This is a genomic window from Brevundimonas sp., from assembly GCF_047617075.1.
Classification (GTDB): Bacteria; Pseudomonadota; Alphaproteobacteria; order Caulobacterales; family Caulobacteraceae; genus Brevundimonas.
On sequence record NZ_JBLGCI010000007.1, the window covers coordinates 40,634 to 59,365 of the forward strand.

General features: G+C 68.4%; 18 protein-coding genes. 9 read left to right on the forward strand and 9 right to left on the reverse strand.

The features are described from left to right. Positions 1–42: 42 nt before the first annotated feature. The 3 genes from ACI8U3_RS09195 (at position 43) to astB (ending at position 3,599) form a co-directional block, all read left to right on the forward strand. Positions 43–714 (forward strand): MBL fold metallo-hydrolase, encoded by a 672-nt coding sequence (locus ACI8U3_RS09195; RefSeq protein ID WP_415014676.1) that lies wholly within the window; start codon positions 43–45, stop codon positions 712–714. Between the two features lie 90 nt (positions 715–804). Continuing rightward, entirely contained in the window at positions 805–2,265 is a 1,461-nt protein-coding gene (gene astD, locus ACI8U3_RS09200) for a succinylglutamate-semialdehyde dehydrogenase (protein WP_415014576.1), read from the forward strand. After that, entirely contained in the window at positions 2,262–3,599 is a 1,338-nt protein-coding gene (gene astB, locus ACI8U3_RS09205) for an N-succinylarginine dihydrolase (RefSeq protein ID WP_415014577.1), read from the forward strand. The genes astD and astB overlap by 4 nt, the downstream gene beginning before the upstream one ends. Positions 3,600–3,750: 151 nt before the next feature. On the opposite strand, the gene ACI8U3_RS09210 is transcribed toward astB, so the two are convergent. Together ACI8U3_RS09210 and ACI8U3_RS09215 are read right to left on the reverse strand one after the other, a co-directional pair. After that, on the reverse strand, positions 3,751–5,001 hold the full coding sequence (locus tag ACI8U3_RS09210; protein ID WP_415014578.1) for an Nramp family divalent metal transporter: 1,251 nt from the start codon (positions 4,999–5,001) through the stop codon (positions 3,751–3,753). A 48-nt stretch (positions 5,002–5,049) separates the two neighbouring features. Beyond that, the gene (locus tag ACI8U3_RS09215; protein ID WP_415014579.1) at positions 5,050–6,099 is read right to left on the reverse strand and encodes a mechanosensitive ion channel family protein; all 1,050 of its coding nucleotides are present in this window, start codon (positions 6,097–6,099) and stop codon (positions 5,050–5,052) included. 86 nt (positions 6,100–6,185) lie between these two features. Between ACI8U3_RS09215 and queA the strand changes: the two genes are divergently transcribed. Then, on the forward strand, positions 6,186–7,262 hold the full coding sequence (gene queA, locus ACI8U3_RS09220; RefSeq protein ID WP_415014580.1) for a tRNA preQ1(34) S-adenosylmethionine ribosyltransferase-isomerase QueA: 1,077 nt from the start codon (positions 6,186–6,188) through the stop codon (positions 7,260–7,262). A gap of 147 nt (positions 7,263–7,409) precedes the next feature. After that, positions 7,410–8,516 (forward strand): tRNA guanosine(34) transglycosylase Tgt, encoded by a 1,107-nt coding sequence (tgt, locus tag ACI8U3_RS09225; RefSeq protein ID WP_415014581.1) that lies wholly within the window; start codon positions 7,410–7,412, stop codon positions 8,514–8,516. Positions 8,517–8,561: 45 nt separating this feature from the next. Here the strand turns inward: tgt and ACI8U3_RS09230 are convergent, their stop codons facing one another. Next, positions 8,562–8,828, reverse strand: a complete 267-nt coding sequence (locus ACI8U3_RS09230; RefSeq protein ID WP_415014582.1) for a hypothetical protein — start codon at positions 8,826–8,828, stop codon at positions 8,562–8,564. Positions 8,829–8,950: 122 nt separating this feature from the next. On the opposite strand from ACI8U3_RS09230, the gene ACI8U3_RS09235 reads away from it, so the two are divergent. After that, positions 8,951–9,109 carry a hypothetical protein gene (locus ACI8U3_RS09235; RefSeq protein ID WP_415014583.1) on the forward strand — a complete coding sequence of 53 codons (159 nt, stop codon included), beginning with the start codon at positions 8,951–8,953 and terminating at the stop codon, positions 9,107–9,109. 103 nt (positions 9,110–9,212) lie between these two features. Further along, positions 9,213–9,434 (forward strand): general stress protein, encoded by a 222-nt coding sequence (locus tag ACI8U3_RS09240; RefSeq protein ID WP_415014584.1) that lies wholly within the window; start codon positions 9,213–9,215, stop codon positions 9,432–9,434. A 21-nt stretch (positions 9,435–9,455) separates the two neighbouring features. Here the strand turns inward: ACI8U3_RS09240 and egtB are convergent, their stop codons facing one another. Continuing rightward, complete coding sequence (egtB, locus tag ACI8U3_RS09245; protein WP_415014585.1) at positions 9,456–11,603, reverse strand: ergothioneine biosynthesis protein EgtB; 2,148 nt, start codon at positions 11,601–11,603, stop codon at positions 9,456–9,458. A gap of 170 nt (positions 11,604–11,773) precedes the next feature. Between egtB and ACI8U3_RS09250 the strand changes: the two genes are divergently transcribed. Continuing rightward, positions 11,774–12,346: a sigma-70 family RNA polymerase sigma factor gene (locus ACI8U3_RS09250; protein ID WP_415014586.1), complete on the forward strand. Its 573-nt coding sequence runs from the start codon at positions 11,774–11,776 to the stop codon at positions 12,344–12,346. A gap of 244 nt (positions 12,347–12,590) precedes the next feature. Here ACI8U3_RS09250 and ACI8U3_RS09255 read toward each other — a convergent pair whose 3' ends face one another. The 5 genes from ACI8U3_RS09255 to ACI8U3_RS09275 form a co-directional block, all read right to left on the reverse strand. Next, positions 12,591–13,793, reverse strand: coding sequence for an acyl-CoA dehydrogenase family protein (locus ACI8U3_RS09255; RefSeq protein ID WP_415014587.1), 1,203 nt, complete (start codon positions 13,791–13,793; stop codon positions 12,591–12,593). A 183-nt stretch (positions 13,794–13,976) separates the two neighbouring features. Beyond that, positions 13,977–14,282 (reverse strand): SCP2 sterol-binding domain-containing protein, encoded by a 306-nt coding sequence (locus ACI8U3_RS09260; protein ID WP_415014588.1) that lies wholly within the window; start codon positions 14,280–14,282, stop codon positions 13,977–13,979. Between the two features lie 72 nt (positions 14,283–14,354). Beyond that, on the reverse strand, positions 14,355–14,573 hold the full coding sequence (locus ACI8U3_RS09265) for a DUF2945 domain-containing protein (protein ID WP_415014589.1): 219 nt from the start codon (positions 14,571–14,573) through the stop codon (positions 14,355–14,357). A gap of 51 nt (positions 14,574–14,624) precedes the next feature. Continuing rightward, positions 14,625–16,013 (reverse strand): UdgX family uracil-DNA binding protein, encoded by a 1,389-nt coding sequence (locus ACI8U3_RS09270; RefSeq protein ID WP_415014590.1) that lies wholly within the window; start codon positions 16,011–16,013, stop codon positions 14,625–14,627. After that, positions 16,013–17,224 carry a putative DNA modification/repair radical SAM protein gene (locus tag ACI8U3_RS09275; RefSeq protein WP_415014591.1) on the reverse strand — a complete coding sequence of 404 codons (1,212 nt, stop codon included), beginning with the start codon at positions 17,222–17,224 and terminating at the stop codon, positions 16,013–16,015. Before ACI8U3_RS09275 ends, ACI8U3_RS09270 begins: the two co-directional genes overlap by 1 nt. A gap of 215 nt (positions 17,225–17,439) precedes the next feature. Between ACI8U3_RS09275 and ACI8U3_RS09280 the strand changes: the two genes are divergently transcribed. Continuing rightward, complete coding sequence (locus tag ACI8U3_RS09280; RefSeq protein WP_415014592.1) at positions 17,440–18,732, forward strand: dicarboxylate/amino acid:cation symporter; 1,293 nt, start codon at positions 17,440–17,442, stop codon at positions 18,730–18,732.

The following is an 18,732-nucleotide window of genomic DNA, read 5'->3' on the forward strand; positions in this document are numbered from 1 at the left end:
GACCGGGTTTCGTTTGGCGCCGCCCGTGGCTATCTGGACGGCATGACCCAGCACGCTTCCCCCATCGGCGTCTTCATCGCCCCCGTCACCCCGCTGCAGCAGAACTGCACCGTCGTCTGGTGCACGGCCACCAGCAAGGCCGCGGTGATCGATCCCGGCGGCGGCGTGGACATGATCCTTGCCGAGGTGAAGCGGCGCGGCCTGACCCTGGACCAGATCTGGATCACCCACGGCCACATCGACCACGCCGGCGGGGCCGCCGAGATGAAGGAGAAGTCCGGCGTCCGCATCGAGGGGCCCCATCCCGAGGACCAATTCCTCATCGCCGGTCTGGCCGCCCAGGGCCAGATGTACGGTATGCCCGAGGCGCGATCCTTCGAGACGGACCGCTGGCTGGACGAAGGCGACGTGATGACGCTGGGCGAAACCACATGGGAGGTGCGGCACTGTCCCGGCCACACGCCGGGCCATGTGATCTTCTTCAACCGGGCGGCGAAGTTCGCGCAGGTCGGCGATGTCCTGTTCAAGGGCTCCATCGGCCGTACGGACTTTCCGCGCGGCGATCATCAGGCCCTGCTGAATTCGGTGGTGACCAAGCTCTGGCCGCTGGGGGACGACGTCACCTTCGCCCCCGGCCACGGGCCGGTCTCGACGCTGGGCGAAGAACGCCGGACCAATCCCTTCGTCTCGGATACGGCGCTGAAGCGGGCCTGACCCTCTCGTTTCGGCCAAAGTCGCAGCGTGGCCGATATGAAGACCTCCGACCGCCTTCACCCGCCGTCGCCGAAGCACTAGGTAGAGGCCATGACTCACTTCATCGCTGACCAATGGACCGCCGGCGAAGGCGCCGCCTTCACCTCCACCGACCCGGCCACGGGCGAGATCGTCTGGACCGGGGCCGAGGCCTCTCCCGCCCAGGCTGCCGCGGCCGTGGACGCCGCCCGCGCCGCCTTCCCCGACTGGGCCGACCGCCCCCGTCAGGACCGCATCGATGCGGTGAAGCGCTATCAGGCCGTGCTGAAGGACCGCGCCAGCGACATGGCCGAGGCCATCAGCCGCGAGACGGGCAAGGCTCTGTGGGAGACCAAGGCCGAGCTGGGCTCCATGGCCGGCAAGGTGGACATCTCCATCCGCGCCTATGAGGAGCGCACCGGCGAGCGCGAGGCCGAGACCGGCTTCGGCCGCGCCGTGCTGCGTCATCGTCCCCACGGCGTGGCGGCGGTGCTGGGCCCGTACAACTTCCCCGGCCACCTGCCCAACGGCCACATCGTCCCGGCCCTGTTGGCGGGCGACACGGTGGTGTTCAAGCCGTCCGAAGAGACGCCCCACACCGGCCAGCTGATGGCCGAGGCGCTGCAGGCCGCAGACCTGCCTGCGGGCGTGTTCAACCTGATCCAGGGCGGCCGCGACACCGGCGCCGCCCTGCTGGACCAGAAGATCGACGCCCTGATGTTCACCGGCTCGGGCGCGGCCGGCGCTCACTTCCGCAAGAAGTTCGCCGACAATCCCCACGTGATCCTGGCGCTGGAGCTGGGCGGCAACAATCCGCTGGTGGTGTGGGACGCCAATGACGCCGAAGCCGTGGCGGGCATCGTCATCCAGTCCGCCTTCATCACCACCGGCCAGCGCTGCTCCTGCGCCCGACGCCTGATCGTGCCCGAGGGCGCCGCTGGCGATGCGGTGATCGAGGCCGTTCGCGCCCTCGCCGACCGCCTCACCTTCGCCCCCTGGGACAGCGAGGGCGAAGTCTACGGCGGCCCCCTGATCTCGGCCCGCGCCGCCGACGGCGCGCTGAAGGCCGTGGACGCCCTGATCGCAAACGGCGCCCGCGTCATCCGCCCCTTCGGCCGCATCGAGGGCCTGTCCGACGCCTTCGTCACCCCCGGCATCCTCGACATGGCCGAGGCCCGCGACATCCCCGACGAGGAGATCTTCGCGCCCGTCCTGCAAGTCTACCGCGCCGCCGATTTCGGCGCCGCCATGGCCCGCGCCAACGACACCCGCTACGGCCTGTCCGCCGGTCTGGTCAGCGACGATCCCGCCAACTGGGAGCGCTTCCAGCGCCGCATCCGCGCGGGCGTGGTCAATTTCAACCGGCCCACCACGGGCGCTGCGGGCGACATGCCCTTCGGCGGCCTCGGCGCCAGCGGCAACCACCGCCCCAGCGCCTACTACGCCGCCGATTACTGCGCCTATCCCATGGCCAGCTTCGAGGCCGACGCCGTCTCGGACATCACGTCTGAAATCAAGGGACTGAAGGCATGACCTCAGCGGTCGAAGCCAACGCCGACGGCCTGATCGGCCCCACCCACAGCTATGCCGGCCTGTCGCCCGGCAATCTGGCCAGCGCGCTCAACAAGGGCGAGGCGTCCAACCCCCGCGCCGCCGTGCTGCAGGGCCTGCAGAAGATGAAACTGCTGGCCGATCTGGGCGTGCCCCAGTTCGTCCTGCCGCCCCATGAGCGCCCCCACATCCCGTTCCTGCGCGGCCTCGGCTTCTCCGGTTCGGACAAGGCGGTGCTGGAGCAGGCTTGGCGCGCCGCGCCGTCCTTCGCCGCCGCCGCCTGTTCGGCCAGTTCCATGTGGGCCGCCAACGCCGCCACGGTGACGCCCAGCGCCGACACCGAGGACCGCCGCGTCCACTTCACCCCGGCCAATCTGGTCACCAACCTGCACCGGGGTCTTGAGGCCGAGCAGACCACACGCGCCCTGCGCGCCCTGTTTCCCGACCGGGACATCTTCAAGGTCCACGACGCCCTGCCCGCCGCCCCGCACCTGTCCGACGAGGGCGCGGCCAATCACGTGCGCCTGTGCGCCGACCACGGCGAGCCGGGCGTCAACCTGCTGGTCTGGGGCCGCGAGGCCTGGGAGGCCTGGGACGGCGCCTTCCCCGCCCGCCAGACCCGCGAGGCCAGCGAAGCCATCGTCCGCCGCCACACCGCCGGCCGCCCCGTCATGGCCCGCCAGAGCCGCGCCGCCATCGCCGGCGGAACGTTCCACAATGACGTGGTCTGCGTCGGCACGCGCGAGGCCCTGCTGTTCCACCAGCTGGCCTTCGAGGACACGGCGGGCACGAAGGACGCCATCCGCCGCATGGCCGACGGCCTGTTCGAGCCGGTGTTCATCGAGATCAGCGACCGCGATCTGCCCCTGGCCGACGCCATCTCCAGCTATCTGTTCAACTCCATGCTGGTGACCCTGCCGGGCCGGGACCGCCTGACCCTGATCTGCCCCACCGAAACCCGCGACAATGACCGCTCGCGCGCCGTGGCCGAGACGCTTGTGTCCGGCAACGGCCCCATCGGCGCGGTGGAGTATGTGGACGTGCGCCAGTCCATGCGAAACGGCGGCGGCCCCGCCTGCCTGCGTCTGCGCGTGGTCCTGACCGAGGAGGAGCTGGACGCCGCCAACCCGGCCCAGCGTCTGAACGACGAGCTCTACGCCCGCCTCTCCATCTGGGCCGCCACCTGGTACCGCGACACGCTGACCCCCGCCGACCTGGCCGACCCGGCCCTGCTGGACGAGTCCCGCGGCGCCCTGGACGAACTCACCGAGATCCTCGACCTGGGCGGCGATTTCTATCCATTCCAGCAGAGCTGACCCTTCTCCCTCCCCGTCCCGGGGAGGGTGGTCGCGCAGCGACCGGGTGGGGAGGGCTCAGCAACTCATGCGCGCTGCCTTGCCTGAGCGCCCCCGCCCCGTCATCGCTCCGCGCTGACGGCCCTCCCCCTAGGGGGAGGGAAAGACCTGATCACATCACCAACCCCCACAACTCCCGGCCCGCCAGCACGCAGAACAGCACCGCCGCCGCCGCCAGCATGCTGTTCGACAGCCAGCCGCTGCGCCATTCCTTCGGCGTTCGCTCGCTGTTCAGCAGCCAGATCAGCGTCAGGGCCAGGAACGGCATGAACAGCGCCCCCAGCACCCCGTAGGCCACGATCAGCCCGAACGGTCGATCCATGAACAGCAGCGCCATGGGCGGGAAGGTCAGCCAGAACAGATAGCCCCGGAACGCCGGGCTCTTCTCCCCGCGCACCGCCTCGTCCCCCGCCCGCTTGGTCACATGGGCGAAGAAGTCCGCGAACATCAGGCTGACTCCGTGCCAGACCCCGATCAGGGACGAAAACGTGGTGGCGAAGAACCCCACAAGGAACAGCGTCCCCACCACATCGCCGAACCGCTCGCGCAGAACCTCATCCAGATCCAGCAGGCCCCGGTCGCCGCCCGCCAGCGCGATGCCCGCCGCATACATCAGCTCGGCGCCCACGATCATCATGGCGATGACGAACACGCCGGTGACGATGTAGCCGACCCGGTTGTCCAGCCGCATGACCCGCATCCACCCCGGGCCCTTCCAGCCCTTGGCCATGATCCAGTAGCCGTAGGCCGCCATGGTGATTGTGCCCCCCACCCCGCCGATCAGGCCCAGGGTGTAATAGGCCGCCCCCTCCGGCAGCATGGGGATCAGTCCGCGCAGCATGGCCGGAATGTCCGGCGTCACGATCACCGCCAGCCCCACCACGGTGACGAACATCACCGCCACCAGCGCCGTCATGATCTTCTCGAACACCGGGTATGAGTTGAACCAGACCATCCCCAGCCCGACCAGACCGGCCATGATCGCCCAGACCTTCAGGTCCAGAACGGGAAACAGCGCCGCCAGCGGCAGGGCCGTGGCCGTCATCGCCGTGGCCCCGTACACGAAGCCCCAGATCACCACGTAAATTCCGAAATAGATGCTGGCCCAGTTGAAGCCGCGCGGGCCCAGGCTGGCCCAGCCGTCAAAGATGGTGCGGCCCGTCGACAGGCTCCAGCGCCCGACCCCCTCGGCAAGGGCGATCTTCAGCACCGTGCCGATCACCGCCGCCCACAACAGGGCGTAGCCGAACCGCGACCCCGCGATCAGGGTCGCCACCAGATCGCCGGCCCCCACCCCCGTGGCCGCCACCACGATGCCGGGCCCCAGCAGCTTCCAGCGGTTCTTGGGCGTCACATCGGTCATGGGCGGTCTCCTCGCCCCACCCTGCCCCGCTTCGGCGGCCGTGCGCAATCAGGCGCCGGTGTTGTCCTCCGCCTCCGGCGTCTCGGCGGCGGACGGCTGCATCAGATCCTCGGCCGCATCGTTCTCGCTGGCCGCGCTCGCCGCCTTCTTCCTCGGTTTGCGGGGCGGCGTTTTCGGGCGCGGCGCCTTGCCGGTGGTCATCACTTCCAGCGCGTCGTCGCCCTCGCGTCCGAACAGGCTGCGGATACGCAGGTCGGTCTGCGGGAACGGAATCTCGATGCCTGCCTGATCCAGCGCCTCGGCGATGGCCCAGGTATAGGCCGCATGCATGGACGCGGGCCGCTTCACCGCCTCCTGCGTCGGCCACACCAGCAGCTCGAAATCCAGCCCGCTCTCGCCGAAATTGACCAGCCAGACTTGGCATTTTCGGGTCTCCGTCTCCGGCAGGGTGAACGGCGAGGATCGCGCCGCCGCCAGCACCACGTCGCGCACCAGACCGCGATCCGCACCGTAAGCCACGGAAAATGGAATATGGATGCGCCGGGTGTCGCCCTTCAGGGTCCAGTTGGTCAGGGGCTGCTCGATCAGCTGCGAGTTCGGCACCAGAATGTTGATGTTGTCATTGGTGCGGATGCGGGTGGCCCGGGGCCCGATCTCCATGATCGCGCCGCGCGCCCCGCCCTCGATCTCCACATAGTCGCCCACGCTGACCATCCGGTCGAAGATCAGGAAAATGCCGGAGACGAACTCCTTCACCACCCCCTGCAGGCCCAGTCCCACGCCGATGCCCAGCGCCCCGGCGAACACCGCCAGCGAGGACAGGTTCAGGCCCGTGGCCGACAGGGCCAGCATGCCCCCCGCCACGATCAGGCCGTAGCCCACCAGCTTCTCCAGCAGGTACAGCGCGCCGCCGCTGCGGCTGGACCGTGCGCGCAACCGCTTGATGCCCCGCGTGGCCAGCCACGCCAGCACCAACGCCACCGTCAGGATGATAGCCGCGGAAATCAGCCCCCCCGCCGTGATGGATGTGCCCGCCAGGCGCAGCACCGGCGCATTCTCGATCTTCTCCAGCGCCTGGAGGCTTCCAAGTTCGGTCATGCGGCTCCAGCGCGCGAATACGGCCAAGGTTCCGCCAGTTTACACGCCCTTGACCCCGTCGCCACCACATGGCCATTGCGCCGCCCATGCTGACCGCCGACTTCGATTTCCACCTGCCCGAGGACCGCATCGCCCTGCGGCCCGTCAGCCCGCGCGATTCCGCCCGGCTGATGGTGGTGAAGGACGGCCGGATCGAGGACCGCATCGTGCGGGACCTGGCCGACCTGCTGGAGCCCGGCGACGCCCTTGTCTTCAACGACACCCGCGTGATCCCGGCGCGCCTCGACGGCGTGCGCGATCGCGACGGCCTGACCGTGGCCGTGGAGGCCACCCTGCACCAGCGCACGGCGCCGGACCGCTGGACCGCCTTCATGAAGCCCGGCAAGCGGCTCAAGCCCGACGACCGGGTCATGTTCGGCAAGACCGCCGACGGCGCCTGTCTCGCCGGGCGGCTGGACGCCCGCGTGGTGGACAAGGGCGAGGATGGCCTCATCACCCTGGCCTTCGACCTGGCCGGTCCAGCGCTGGACGACGCCATCCGCGAGGCGGGCGTCATGCCCCTGCCCCCCTACATCGCCGCCAAGCGCCCCGAGGACGACCGCGACCGCCTCGACTACCAGACCCTGTTCGCCCGCCACGACGGCTCGGTCGCCGCCCCCACGGCGGGCCTGCACTTCACGCCCCAGCTGATGGCGGCGCTGGCGGCGCGCGGCGTCTCCACCCACGCCGTCACCCTGCACGTGGGCGCGGGCACCTTCCTGCCGGTCAAGGTGGACAACGTCGCCGACCATCGCATGCACGCCGAGACCGGCGAGGTCTCGCCCGAAACAGCCGCCGCCCTCAACGCCGTGCGCGCCGCGGGCGGCCGCATCGTCTGCGTCGGCACCACCTCCCTGCGCCTGCTGGAGAGCGCGTCGGACGAGCACGGCGTCATCCGCCCCTTCAGCGCCGCCACCGCCATCTTCATCACCCCCGGCTACCGCTTCCGCGCCGCCGACGTGCTGATGACCAATTTCCACCTGCCCCGCTCGACCCTGTTCATGCTGGTCAGCGCCTTCGCCGGAACCGAAACCATGAAGGCCGCCTACGCCCACGCGGTGGACACCGGCTACCGCTTCTATTCCTACGGCGACGGCAGCCTGCTGTTCCGGGAGGGGGTATGACCCAGAACCCCGCTCATCCCGGCGAAGGCCGGGATCCAGATCGTATGGCGCGGTGTCGCAAGGTTTGCATCGCCGATCCTGGCCGTGGGACTCTGTTTGTGATTTTGCATCTGGATCCCGGCCTTCGCCGGGATGAGCGGGTCTAGAATGTTCCCCTTCCATATCAACGCCACCGAAGGCGCCGCCCGCACCGGGGTGCTGAAGACCCCGCGCGGGGACATCCGCACGCCCGCCTTCATGCCCGTGGGCACCGCCGCCACGGTCAAGGCGCTCAGCGTCGACCAGGTGGCCGCCACCGGCGCCGACATCATCCTGGGCAACACCTATCACCTGATGCTGCGCCCGGGCGCCGAGCGGATGCAGCGGCTGGGCGGCCTGCACCGCTTCATGCGCTGGGACAAACCCATCCTCACCGACTCCGGCGGCTTCCAGGTCATGAGCCTGTCCGGCATCTCCAAGGTCACCGAGGACGCCGTCACCTTCGCCAGCCACATCGACGGCTCGAAGCACGTCCTGTCGCCGGAACGCTCCATCGAGATCCAGGCCGACCGCATCGGCTCGGACATCGTCATGCAGCTGGACGAATGCGTCTCCTGGCCCGCCGAGGAGGACCGCGCCCGCAAGGCCATGGAGCTGTCCGCCCGCTGGGGCGCCCGGTCCAAGGCGGCCTTCGGCGACCGCGACGCCCAGGCCCTATTCGGCATCCAGCAGGGCTCAACCTATGAGCACCTGCGCCGGGAATCCTCCGAGCGCCTGATCGAGACCGGCTTCGACGGCTACGCCATCGGCGGCCTCGCCGTGGGCGAAGGCCATCAAGCCATGTGCGAGACCCTGGACCACTGCGTCGCTCATCTGCCTGCGGACCGGCCCCGCTATCTGATGGGCGTGGGCAAGCCCATCGATCTGGTGGAGGCGGTGGCGCGCGGCGTCGACATGTTCGACTGCGTCCTGCCCACCCGATCGGGCCGCCACGGCCAAGCGTGGACCTGGGAGGGCCCCGTCAACCTGAAGAACGCCCGCTTCGCCGAGGAACAGGACCCTCTGTCCCCCGACGTGGATTGCCCGGCCAGCAACGCCTATTCAAAGGCTTACTTGCATCATCTTGTCAGATCGGACGAGATTCTGGGCCAGGTGCTGCTCAGCTGGCACAACATCGCCTTCTTCCAGGCCCTGACCGCCGCCATGCGCGCCGCCATCGCCGAAAACCGTTTCGACGCGTTCCGCCGGGATTTCCACGCGAAGCAAGGCCGTTAGGGTCCTTCGGCGCCTGCCGAAGGACCCTGTCGACGACCTTTCAGATTAACGACGCAGAAGCATACCCAGCACCACGCCGACGCCGACGGCGCCGAGGCTGCTGCGCAGCGGATGGGCGCGGATGACTTCGCCGGCGCGCTGGGTGCGGTCCTCGGCCCAGGTGCGGCCTTCGCGCAGGCGACGTTCGACACGGGCGGTCATGGGCGCGCGGTCATCGGCCGTGGCCGGCTGGGCCGCCAGATCGGGGCGCGGCGACAGGACGGGGTCATAGGCGGTGTTGGTTGTGTCGGTCTGGCTGAGCGTGTCGGTCATGGCGGTATCTCCTGATTGTCGGGGTGGGACGCCCCATCAACCCTGCCCTGCCATCCCGGTTCCAGCTTGGCTGTGAACATGCGCGGTCGCGGCGCGTTGCCTCTGTGAACAGGAGATCAACCATGACCTATATCGAACCCACCCCTCCCGGCGGCCCGTCGCCCGAGATCGAACCTGGCAATACCCCCGGCCCCGAAATCGATCCGGGGGACACGCCCACGGAGATGCCGCCTCTCGAGCCCGGCGGCGGTGACGACGGAGACTCCCGTCCCCACGACTGACGACCCGCGAATTACAATCCGCAAGCGGAACCATGGCGGGGGCCCGGGGTTCAGTTTTCAACCGCACAGCACACCCATTAGGCGAACCGAAAGGACCCTCGACATGGCTGAAGGACAGACCCCGCGCGCATCCGGCGTATCCAAGCGCGGTTTCGCGTCCATGGACCCGGAACGTCAGCGCGAAATCGCCCGCAAGGGCGGCGCCAGCGTGCCCAGCGAGAAGCGCAGCTTCTCACAGGACCGCAGCCTGGCCGCCCAGGCCGGCCGCAAGGGCGGCGAAGCGTCTCACGGCGCCCGCAAGCCCGAGAAGAACGGCGAGAGCTGACGCCAGGGCTGGGCTTTGCGATCAGGCCCCGAGCAGCACCAGCGCCACGCTGGGCTCGGGGCCGACGTGCAGGTCGCGCACCCGCCAGCCCGCCGATTCGGCCAGGGCCTTCACCCGCTCCGGCGTGAACTTGCGCGAATTCTCGGTGTGAATGGTCTCGCCTTCGCGGAACCGGAACCGCCGCCCCGATACATCCACAATCTGATCCCGACGTGCCCGCAGGTGCATCTCGATGCGCGCCTCGTCTTCGTTCCACAGCGCCTGATGTTCGAACGCTGACAGGTCGAAGTCCGCGTCCGCCTCGGCGTTCGCGCGCTCCAGCAGATTGAGGTTGAAGGCCGCCGTGACCCCGGCTGAGTCGTCGTAGGCGGCGATCAGCACGGCGGGGTTCTTGACCAGATCCACCCCCAGGATGAACAGGGCGCCCTCGCCAAGCATGGCCCGCGCGTCCTTCAGGAAAGCCCGCGCCTCCTCCGGGGCCAGATTGCCGATGGTGGAGCCCGGGAAGAACCCGACGCGGCGTCCGCCTGGCAGACCCTCAGGCAGGGCGGCCGGGTGCAGGAAGTCCCCCGCCATCGGCCGCACGTCGAGCCTGGGATAGCGCCCACGGATGCGTTCGGCCGCTTCCTCCAGCGCCGTCTCGCTGATGTCGATGGGCACATAGGCGGCGACGCCGGGCGACGCATCCAGCAGCACCTCGGTCTTCTCGCTGGCGCCGCTGCCGAACTCCACCAGCACCGCGTCCTCGCCCATGGCCTCGGCCAGACGGGGCGAAACCTCGGCCAGCAGCGCCGCCTCCTGCCGGGTCGGATAGTATTCCGGCAGGCGCGTGATGTCCTCGAACAGGCGCGAGCCCGCCGCATCATAGAACCATTTGGGCGACATGGCTTTCGGACTGGCGGACAGCCCCTCAATCAGCGCCTCGGCGAACGGCTCCAGATCGTCGGTCCCTTGCGAACGCCGCGCGGGCGCGTCCTCGGCCAGTCTCAGTCCCATGAATTGCCACCTCTGATGCGGATAGAAAAAGTTGCGATAGGTCAGGCGCGAATGCCCCGGCCCCGTGGCCCAGGAGGCGCCCCGGGCCACCATCTGGTTGGCCATGAACTTGCCGTTGTACTCGGCCGCCGTGCCCGTGGTGGCGCGAAAGCCCGGATAGGGCAGGTAGGCGCTGCCGGTCCATTGCCAGACCTGACCGAAGGCGTCGTCCAGAGCGCCCTGCCCTGCAGCATGCTCCCACTCGAACTCGGTGGGCAGGCGCTTGCCGGACCAGCGCGCAAAGGCGTCGGCCTCGTAGAAGCTGACGTGGCGCACCGGCGCGTGGGGATCGATCGGTTGCGGGCCAGCCAGGGTGAAGACGCGCCAGTCGCTCCCCTCCCCGCGCCAGTAGTCAGGCGCGCACCAGCCGTGCTCCTGAACAGCCGCCCAGCCGTCGGACAGCCACAACTCGGGCCGCCGATAACCACCGTCGTCCATGAAGGCCAGCCAGTCGCCATTGGTCACCAGCGAGCGCGCGATGCGGAACGGCGCCAGCATCACCGGATGCGCCGGACCCTCGTTGTCAAAGGCGAAACCCGCGCCGTCATGACCGACGCTGACGAGCCCGCCGTCGAAATCGGTCCATCCCCGATCCGCCGAGGCCGCGTCCGGCCCGTCCGGTTCGGCCTCATAGGCCGCCGGCTCCAGCGGCGAACAGGACATCAGGTGCAGCAGGTCGGTCAGGAACAGTTCCTGATGCTGCTGATCGTGGTTCAGGCCCAGATCGAACAGGTAGCGCTCGTGCGGATCGTCCAGCCCCTCGCCCAGAAAGGCGATCATGCGGCGGTCGATCTCGCGGCGATAGGCCAGCACCTCGTCCAGCGACGGGCGGGTCATCAGACCCCGGCTCGGCCGCGCCACCCGCGCGCCCAACGCTTCATAATAGGAATTGAAGAGACGCCCCAGTCTCTCGTCCACCGGCTCATAGCCGGGCCGGCGCGCCAGCAGCATGACCTCGAAGAACCAGCTGGTGTGCGCCAGGTGCCATTTGCCCGGACTGGCGTCGGCCATGGACTGGGCGCCGAGATCCTCGGCGGACAGCCCGGCGGCCAGGTCGGTCATCCGCGCCCGAACGGCCCGGTAGCGATCGATGTCCTGACGCGCGGCGCCGTCGATCCTGCTGGCGATGTTCATGGCGAGACGCCCCCATGTCTGAACGTCGATACGCCCTTCCACAAAGCCTAACACGCGCGCGCCCCACCCGTTCCGGCCCCAGGCCAATTGATCGGAACACTCTGTTTCCGCTCGCGTTCTCACCATGGGTCGCCGTTGGGCGATCGTCATCCCGTTCGCAAGGTTCATCCATGCCCGCTCGCGAGCAAGTCGCCGATTCGCGTGACGCCGTCCGGTCTGACGCCGGCATCGTCGAGCCCGCCGCCTGGCGCGAACAGGTCATCGCCCTGATCCCGTCCCTGCGCGCCTTCGCCTGGTCACTCTCGCGCGACCCGTCCGACGCCGACGATCTGGTTCAGGAAACCCTGACCAAGGCCTGGACCCATCGCGACAAGTTCCAGCCGGGCACCAACCTGCGCGCCTGGCTTTTCACCATCTTGCGCAACAGCTGGTACACCGCCGTCTCAAAGCATCGCCGTGAGACGCCGGACGAGGACGGCAAGATGGCCGCGACCCTCACCAGCCCGGCCTCCCAGGACTGGTCCGTCGAACTGCATCAGCTACAGGCCGCCCTGAACCGCCTGCCCCCCGAACATCGCGAGGCTCTGGTCATGGTGGGCGCCGCGGGCCTGTCCTACGAGGAGGCCGCCGAGATTTCCGGCTGCGCCCTGGGCACCATCAAGAGCCGCGTGAACCGCGCCCGCAACCGGCTGGCCCAGATCATGGGCATGGACGACGAAGCGCCCATCAACGACGCGGCCTAGTTACGCTTGTCGCCCTTGGGCGGCGCACCGCTGATCCGCCGGGCGTGATCGTCCAATGGCGCAGGCACCCCTTCGGACTCGATCTTTCGGACAGCGGCCTTCAGCACGTCGTCCGCGCGCATGGACGCGGCTTTCCCGCGCTTTTCAGAATCTCTGGCCAAGCCGCCCTCGACGCGTTGCAATGGTCAAGCTTGCCACGATCCGCGTGCTCTGTCGCGGACAAGATGAGCGACAGGCGGAGGGCTTATTTCACCGCGTGCTTCGCGTATTCCAGCCGCGCGATGGTGCGGTTGTGGACCTCGTCCGGGCCGTCCGCGATGCGCAGGGTGCGGACCATGGCGTACATGGCGGCCAGATCGGTGTCGCCCGATACGCCCGCCCCGCCGAACGCCTGGATGGCGTCGTCGATGACCTTCAACGCCATGCGCGGCGCGGCCACCTTGATCTGGGCGATCTCGGAGCGAGCGTTCTTGACCCCCACCTCGTCCATCATCCATGCGGCCTTGAGCACCAGCAGGCGGCACATCTCGATGTTGGTGCGCGCCTCGGCCACCCGTTGCTCCCACACCGAGTGCTCGGCGATGGTTTTGCGGAAAGCGGTGCGCGTCAGCAGGCGGCTGACCATCAGCTCCAGCGCCGCCTCCGCACAACCGATGGTGCGCATGCAGTGGTGGATGCGGCCCGGCCCCAGGCGACCCTGGGCGATCTCGAAGCCCCGGCCCTCGCCCGCGATCAGATTCTCGGCCGGAACACGAACGTTCTCAAGCACCACCTCGGCGTGGCCAATGGGCCGCTCGTCATAGCCGAACACGGTCAGCATCCGGTCCACGCGGAAGCCGGGCGTGTCCGCCGGCACGATGACCATGGACTGCTGGGCGTGGGTGGAGGCGTCCGGGTCCGTCTTGCCCATGACGATGGTCACGGCCAGATTCGGGTGCGCCATGTTGGTGGACCACCACTTGCGCCCGTTGATCACATAGTGGTCGCCGTCCCGCTCGATGCGGGTCTGGATGTTGGTGGCGTCCGACGAGGCCACCTCCGGCTCCGTCATCAGGAAGGCCGAGCGGATCTCGCCCGCCATCAGAGGCTTGAGCCAGCGATCCTGCTGGGCTGCGTCCCCGAACATGTGCAGCACTTCCATGTTGCCGGTGTCGGGGGCGTTGCAGTTGAACACCTCCGCCGACCACAGCGCCCGGCCCATGATCTCGGCCAGGGGCGCATATTCCATATTGGTCAGGCCCGCCCCGTCCTCGCCGGGCAGAAACAGGTTCCACAGCCCCGCCTCGCGCGCCTCGGCCTTGAGCCGCTCCATGGTGGGCGGCTGGGTCTTCGCATCGGCCCGCACCTCAGCCCAGTAATCAGCCGCGGAGGGCAGGACGCGCGTGTCCATGAAGCGCTTCAGGCGATCCTGCCATTCAAGCGCGCGGTCGGAATGCTGGAAATCCATGGGTCGAGCTCCGGTCTCTCCCTCCCCGTCCCGGGGAGGCTGGTCGCGAAGCGACCGGGTGGGGAGGGCTCGGCAAGGCAGCCTCGCTGTCTCGCTCAAGGCGCCCCCACCCCGTCATCGCTACGCGCTGACGGCCCTCCCCCTTGGGGGGGGGGGGGGGAGGGAGAAATATAGCGTGCTGTCTTACCGCTTCAGCAGCGGGGCCAGCTTCTGGGCGATCATCATGTCGCCGGCGACCTTCAGCTTGCCCTGCATGAAGGCCATCATGGGGTCGAGGCGGCCTTCGGACAGGGCCATGAAGTCGTCCCAGCTGATGGTCACCACGGCGTCGGCGGGCTTGTCCTCATTGGTCACGGTGTTCGGAACCGAGGCGCCGTCGATGTAGATCTGGCCGGTGTCGCCCAGGTCGATCTTGACGGTCTTGCCGAGGCCGGAGTTTTCGCCGACGGCGTTGCGGATGTGTTCGGTAACGGAAGCCAGATCGGCCATGGTCGTCTCCCTTGATCGACATTTGATGTGATGGGTAGCCCCCGGCGCGGCGAGCCACAAGATCACCTAGGGTCAAGACCGCGACAGTTTCGTGAGAGCCTCCGGCTTGTGGGCCGCCCGGGCGCCGGTCTTCTCGCTTTCCACCAGAAACTGCGGCTCGTCCTGCGACGCCTTCACGGGGTGGTCCTGCACGTGGGTGTCGCTGGTCAGGCGCTTCACCACCTTGCCGTGGGTGCGGCCCTGAGCGGTGTTCCAGCTGACCCGATCGCCGACCTCGATGTCTTCCGCCATTGCCTGTCTCCTGCATAGTGTCAGAGCGATACGCGCAAGGCCCCTGACGGTTCACGCCGCAAGTCGGCGGGCAAGTCGCAGATCGCCCACGAACTCGGCCCAGGCCCTCTCCTTCGTCGCTGCGTCAGGCACGCGAAGCAGATAGGAGGGGTGATACGTTATGACCCCGCGCCGGTTCTCGAAGCTCGTTTCGCCCCGGCATTTCGTGATCGGCATGGGTTTGCCCGCCAGGGCCAGCGCCGCCGTGGCGCCCAGGGCCACGATCACCCGCGGCCGCACCAGCTCCAGCTCCTTGTCCAGCCACCAGCGGTAGTGCTTCACCTCCCCCGCCGTGGGCGACTTGTGCAGCCGCCGCTTGCCCTGCTGCACGAACTTGAAATGCTTCACCGCATTGGTGACGTACAGGTCCGCGCGGTCCAGCCCGGCCTCGGCCAGCGCCCGGTCCAGCAGCTGACCCGCCGGTCCCACGAAGGGCCGCCCCTGAACATCCTCCTGATCACCCGGCTGTTCGCCTATCAGCGCGATGGTGGGGGTCAACGGCCCCTCCCCCAGCACCGCCCGCGTCCCGCCGCTGACGAAGGGATCGGCCGCCGCGATGATGCGGTTCAGCTCATCCAGCGTCGTCGGCGTCTGGTCCGCCATGGCGGCGACCGCCTTTTCAGGATTGCGCTTCATGGGCGTGGACGCCTCCCGCTCGATCATCTCGCGGACCCGCGCCGGCGCGCCCCGGATCATGTCCGGAATGCACTGCGCCTCCGGCAGGTTGCGCCAGTAGCGGCGCGGCATTTCCGAGGCCATCATGCGCGGATTGACCCGCGCCGGGTTGAAGGTGCTCTCGTAATAGGCGCGCCAGCCGTCCTCGAACGGGTCGCCCTCCGGGGCATCCTCCCGCCGTCCGGGCGGGCCGAAGCCCAGCGTCGTCCCGTCCCAGAAAACCGATCCCAGCGGCGTCAGGATCGACCAGTGCATGGAGCGAAACCGGTCCACGAAGAACGGCGCTGCGGACTCCAGCACGAAATGCTCCGGCTCGAACCAGGCGACGAACCGTTCGTCCCCCTCCCCCTCCACGCGGCGAAACCGGACGAAGGCGTGCATCTTGTGAATCTCGCGCCGCACCGCCTTGTCCATCTGCTCCAGCCTGTGGACCAGCGGATCGCTGGCGATCTCGGCCAGGGCCCGCTCGCCCCGATGGATGCGCCAGACCAGCTGGTACAAGAGGGCGAACCGCTCCGGGTCCACGTGCCGCACGCATGACTGGATCAGCGCTCCGGCCCGGCGCGGCAGGGCCAGCGGCGGCCCGTTCGGCGGCGCCTGGCCGAACAGACCCTGCCCGCTCCAGTCCACCGCCCCGGGCGCCGCATCCGCCGCAATCAACCCCCGCGCCGCCCGGCGAAATCCGTCCAGATCAGCCCCCGGCGCCAGGGCGACCGCCCAGTCCATCAGAACAGGCTCAGCTGCCGCGCCGGCGGCGTCAGCATCTGGCGCAGGTCCGCCCGGTCGGTCAGCTTCAGCGGGCTGTGATCCGAGGCGATCAGGAACGGCCGCGCCCGTTTCAACGCCGGCGACAAGCGCGCCAGATCCGCCATGCCCAGCCGCGTGTGCCGCCGCGCCTTCAGAATGCGATCCACCGCCCGCACGCCCAGCCCGGGCACGCGCAGCAGCAGTTCCCGGTCCGCCGTATTCACATCGGCGGGAAACCGGTCCCGGTTCTTCAACGCCCAGGCCAGCTTGGGATCGATCTCCAGGTCCAGCATGCCGCCGTCGCCGCCTTCCGCCACCTCCAGCGGCGTGAAGCCATAGAAACGCAGCAGCCAGTCCGCCTGATACAGCCGGTTCTCACGCTGCAATGGCGGCGCCTTGATGGGCAGGGAGGCGCTGGCCTCCGGAATGGGGCTGAAGGCCGAATAATAGACCCGCTTGAGCCCGTAATCCCCGTACATGCGCGCCGAGGATGTCAGCACGTCCGCATCCGTCGCCGCGTCAGCGCCCACGATCACCTGGGTGCTCTGCCCCGCTGGCGAAAAACGCCGCTTCTCTTCCTTCGCCTCGAAAATCCGCTCGCGCATCTGGCCCATGGCCCGGCGGATGGTCCCGCTGTCCTTCTCCGGCGCGAAGGCCTTCAGCCCCGCATCAGTGGGCAACTCCACATTGATGGACAGCCGGTCCGCCCACAGCCCCGCCTGTTCGATCAGCCAGGGACTGGCCTCGGGAATGGTCTTGAGGTGGATGTATCCGGCAAATCCGTGGTCCTGGCGCAGCGACTTCGCCACGCGCACCAGCTCCTCCATGGTGTGGTCCGGCGAGCGGATGATGCCCGACGACAGGAACAGGCCCTCGATGTAGTTCCGGCGATAGAACTCCACCGTCAGCCGGACCACCTCCTCCACCGTGAACCGCGCCCGGGGCGTGTTGGAGGATCGCCGATTGATGCAATAGGCGCAGTCGAACAGGCAGTAGTTGGTCAGCAGCACCTTGAGCAGCGAGACGCACCGTCCGTCCGGCGTATAGGCGTGGCAGATCCCCGCCCCCGTCGTTGACCCCAGCCCGCCCGGCGGCGCCTTGCGTTTCTTCGCGCCCGACGAGGCGCAGGAGGCGTCGTACTTGGCGGCATCCGCCAGAATCCTGAGTTTTTTCGAGAGCTTCTCGTCCATGTCGGGACAATGGCACGTGTTCTGTTTTTGTTCCAGTCATCGTATAGACCGTCTTGCGTTCGGGCGCTCACATCTGCTTCATGACCGCATCGAATGCGTTCGGGGGCCGTCGTCCTTGCTGACGTCGGTGCATTCGTGGAGGCGGGGCGACAGCCAGGGGGCTGTGGCGCGCCGCCCGTTCCTCACCATGGTTTTTCAAGGCTCAGGACCACTGCATGACTCTGGACAGCGACTCCGCCGAAGACCGCCCGCGCGGCGTTCTGCACCGCTACTGGTTCGGGGTTGTGCTGTGGAAGCGCATCCTGCTGGCGCTGGTCCTGGGCGTGATCGTCGGTCTGATCTGGGGCGAAGGCGCCGGACAGATTCGCTGGCTGGGCGACCTGTTCGTGCGCCTGATCCAGATGGTGGTGGCGCCGCTGGTGTTCGTCACCATCGTGTCCGGCGTGATCAGCCTCAGCGACCCCAAACGTCTGGGCTCTATCGGGGTCAAGGCTGTGTTTCTCTATGTGCTGACCAGCCTGACCGCCGTCGGTCTCGGCCTGGCTCTGGCCCTTCTGATCCAGCCCGGCGCGGGCGTGGACTTCTCCGGCGCGACACCCCGTGAGGGTCTGGAGGCGGCCCAGCCGTTCGCCGGCCTGATCGAAATGATCGTGCCCACCAATCCCATCGCCGCCCTGGCCTCGGGCCAGATTCTGGCGGTGATCTTCTTCGCCCTGCTTCTGGGCGCGGCCATCCTGATGTCCGGCGAGGCGGGCAAGCCCATGGCCGATGTGTTCAACTCCGCGTCCGAAGCCATGCTCAAGCTGGTGGGCTTCATCATGGAGGTGGCGCCCTTCGGCGTGTTCGCCCTGATCGCATGGGTCATGGGCACCACCGGCCTGTCCGCCTTCGTCAATGTGGCCCTGCTGGCCCTGTGCGTGGTGGTCGGCTGCGTCTTGCAGATCCTCATATTCCAGGGCGGCATCATCAAGCTGTTCGCTCGTCTGCCCGTCTGGCCCTTCTTCCGCGATGTGACCGATGCGGGGCTGGTGGCCTTCTCCACCTCCTCGTCCTCGGCGACCCTGCCGGTGACCATGGCGGTGGCCGAGAAGAATCTCGGCATCAAGAAGCCGGTCTTCTCCACCGTCTTGCCGCTGGGCATGACCGTGTCCATGGACGGCACCGCCCTTTACATCGGCATCCTGGCCGTCTTCGCCGCCCAGGCCTTCGGCATCAGCCTCAGCCCGTCCGACTACGCCCTGATCGTGGTCACCACCCTGCTGGTGTCCATCGGCACCGCCCCGGTGCCCTCCGCCTCGCTGTTCATGCTGGCGGCGGTGCTTCAGGGCATCGGCGTTGATCCGATGCAGACCGCCCTGCTGGTGGGCTTCGTGCTGCCGTTCGACCGCATCCTCGACATGACCCGCACCGTGACCAACGTCATCAGCGACCTGGCCGTGGCCACCGTCGTGGGCAAGTGGGAAAAGGAAATCGACCTGGAGGCCTATATCGCCCCGCCGGTGAAGTAG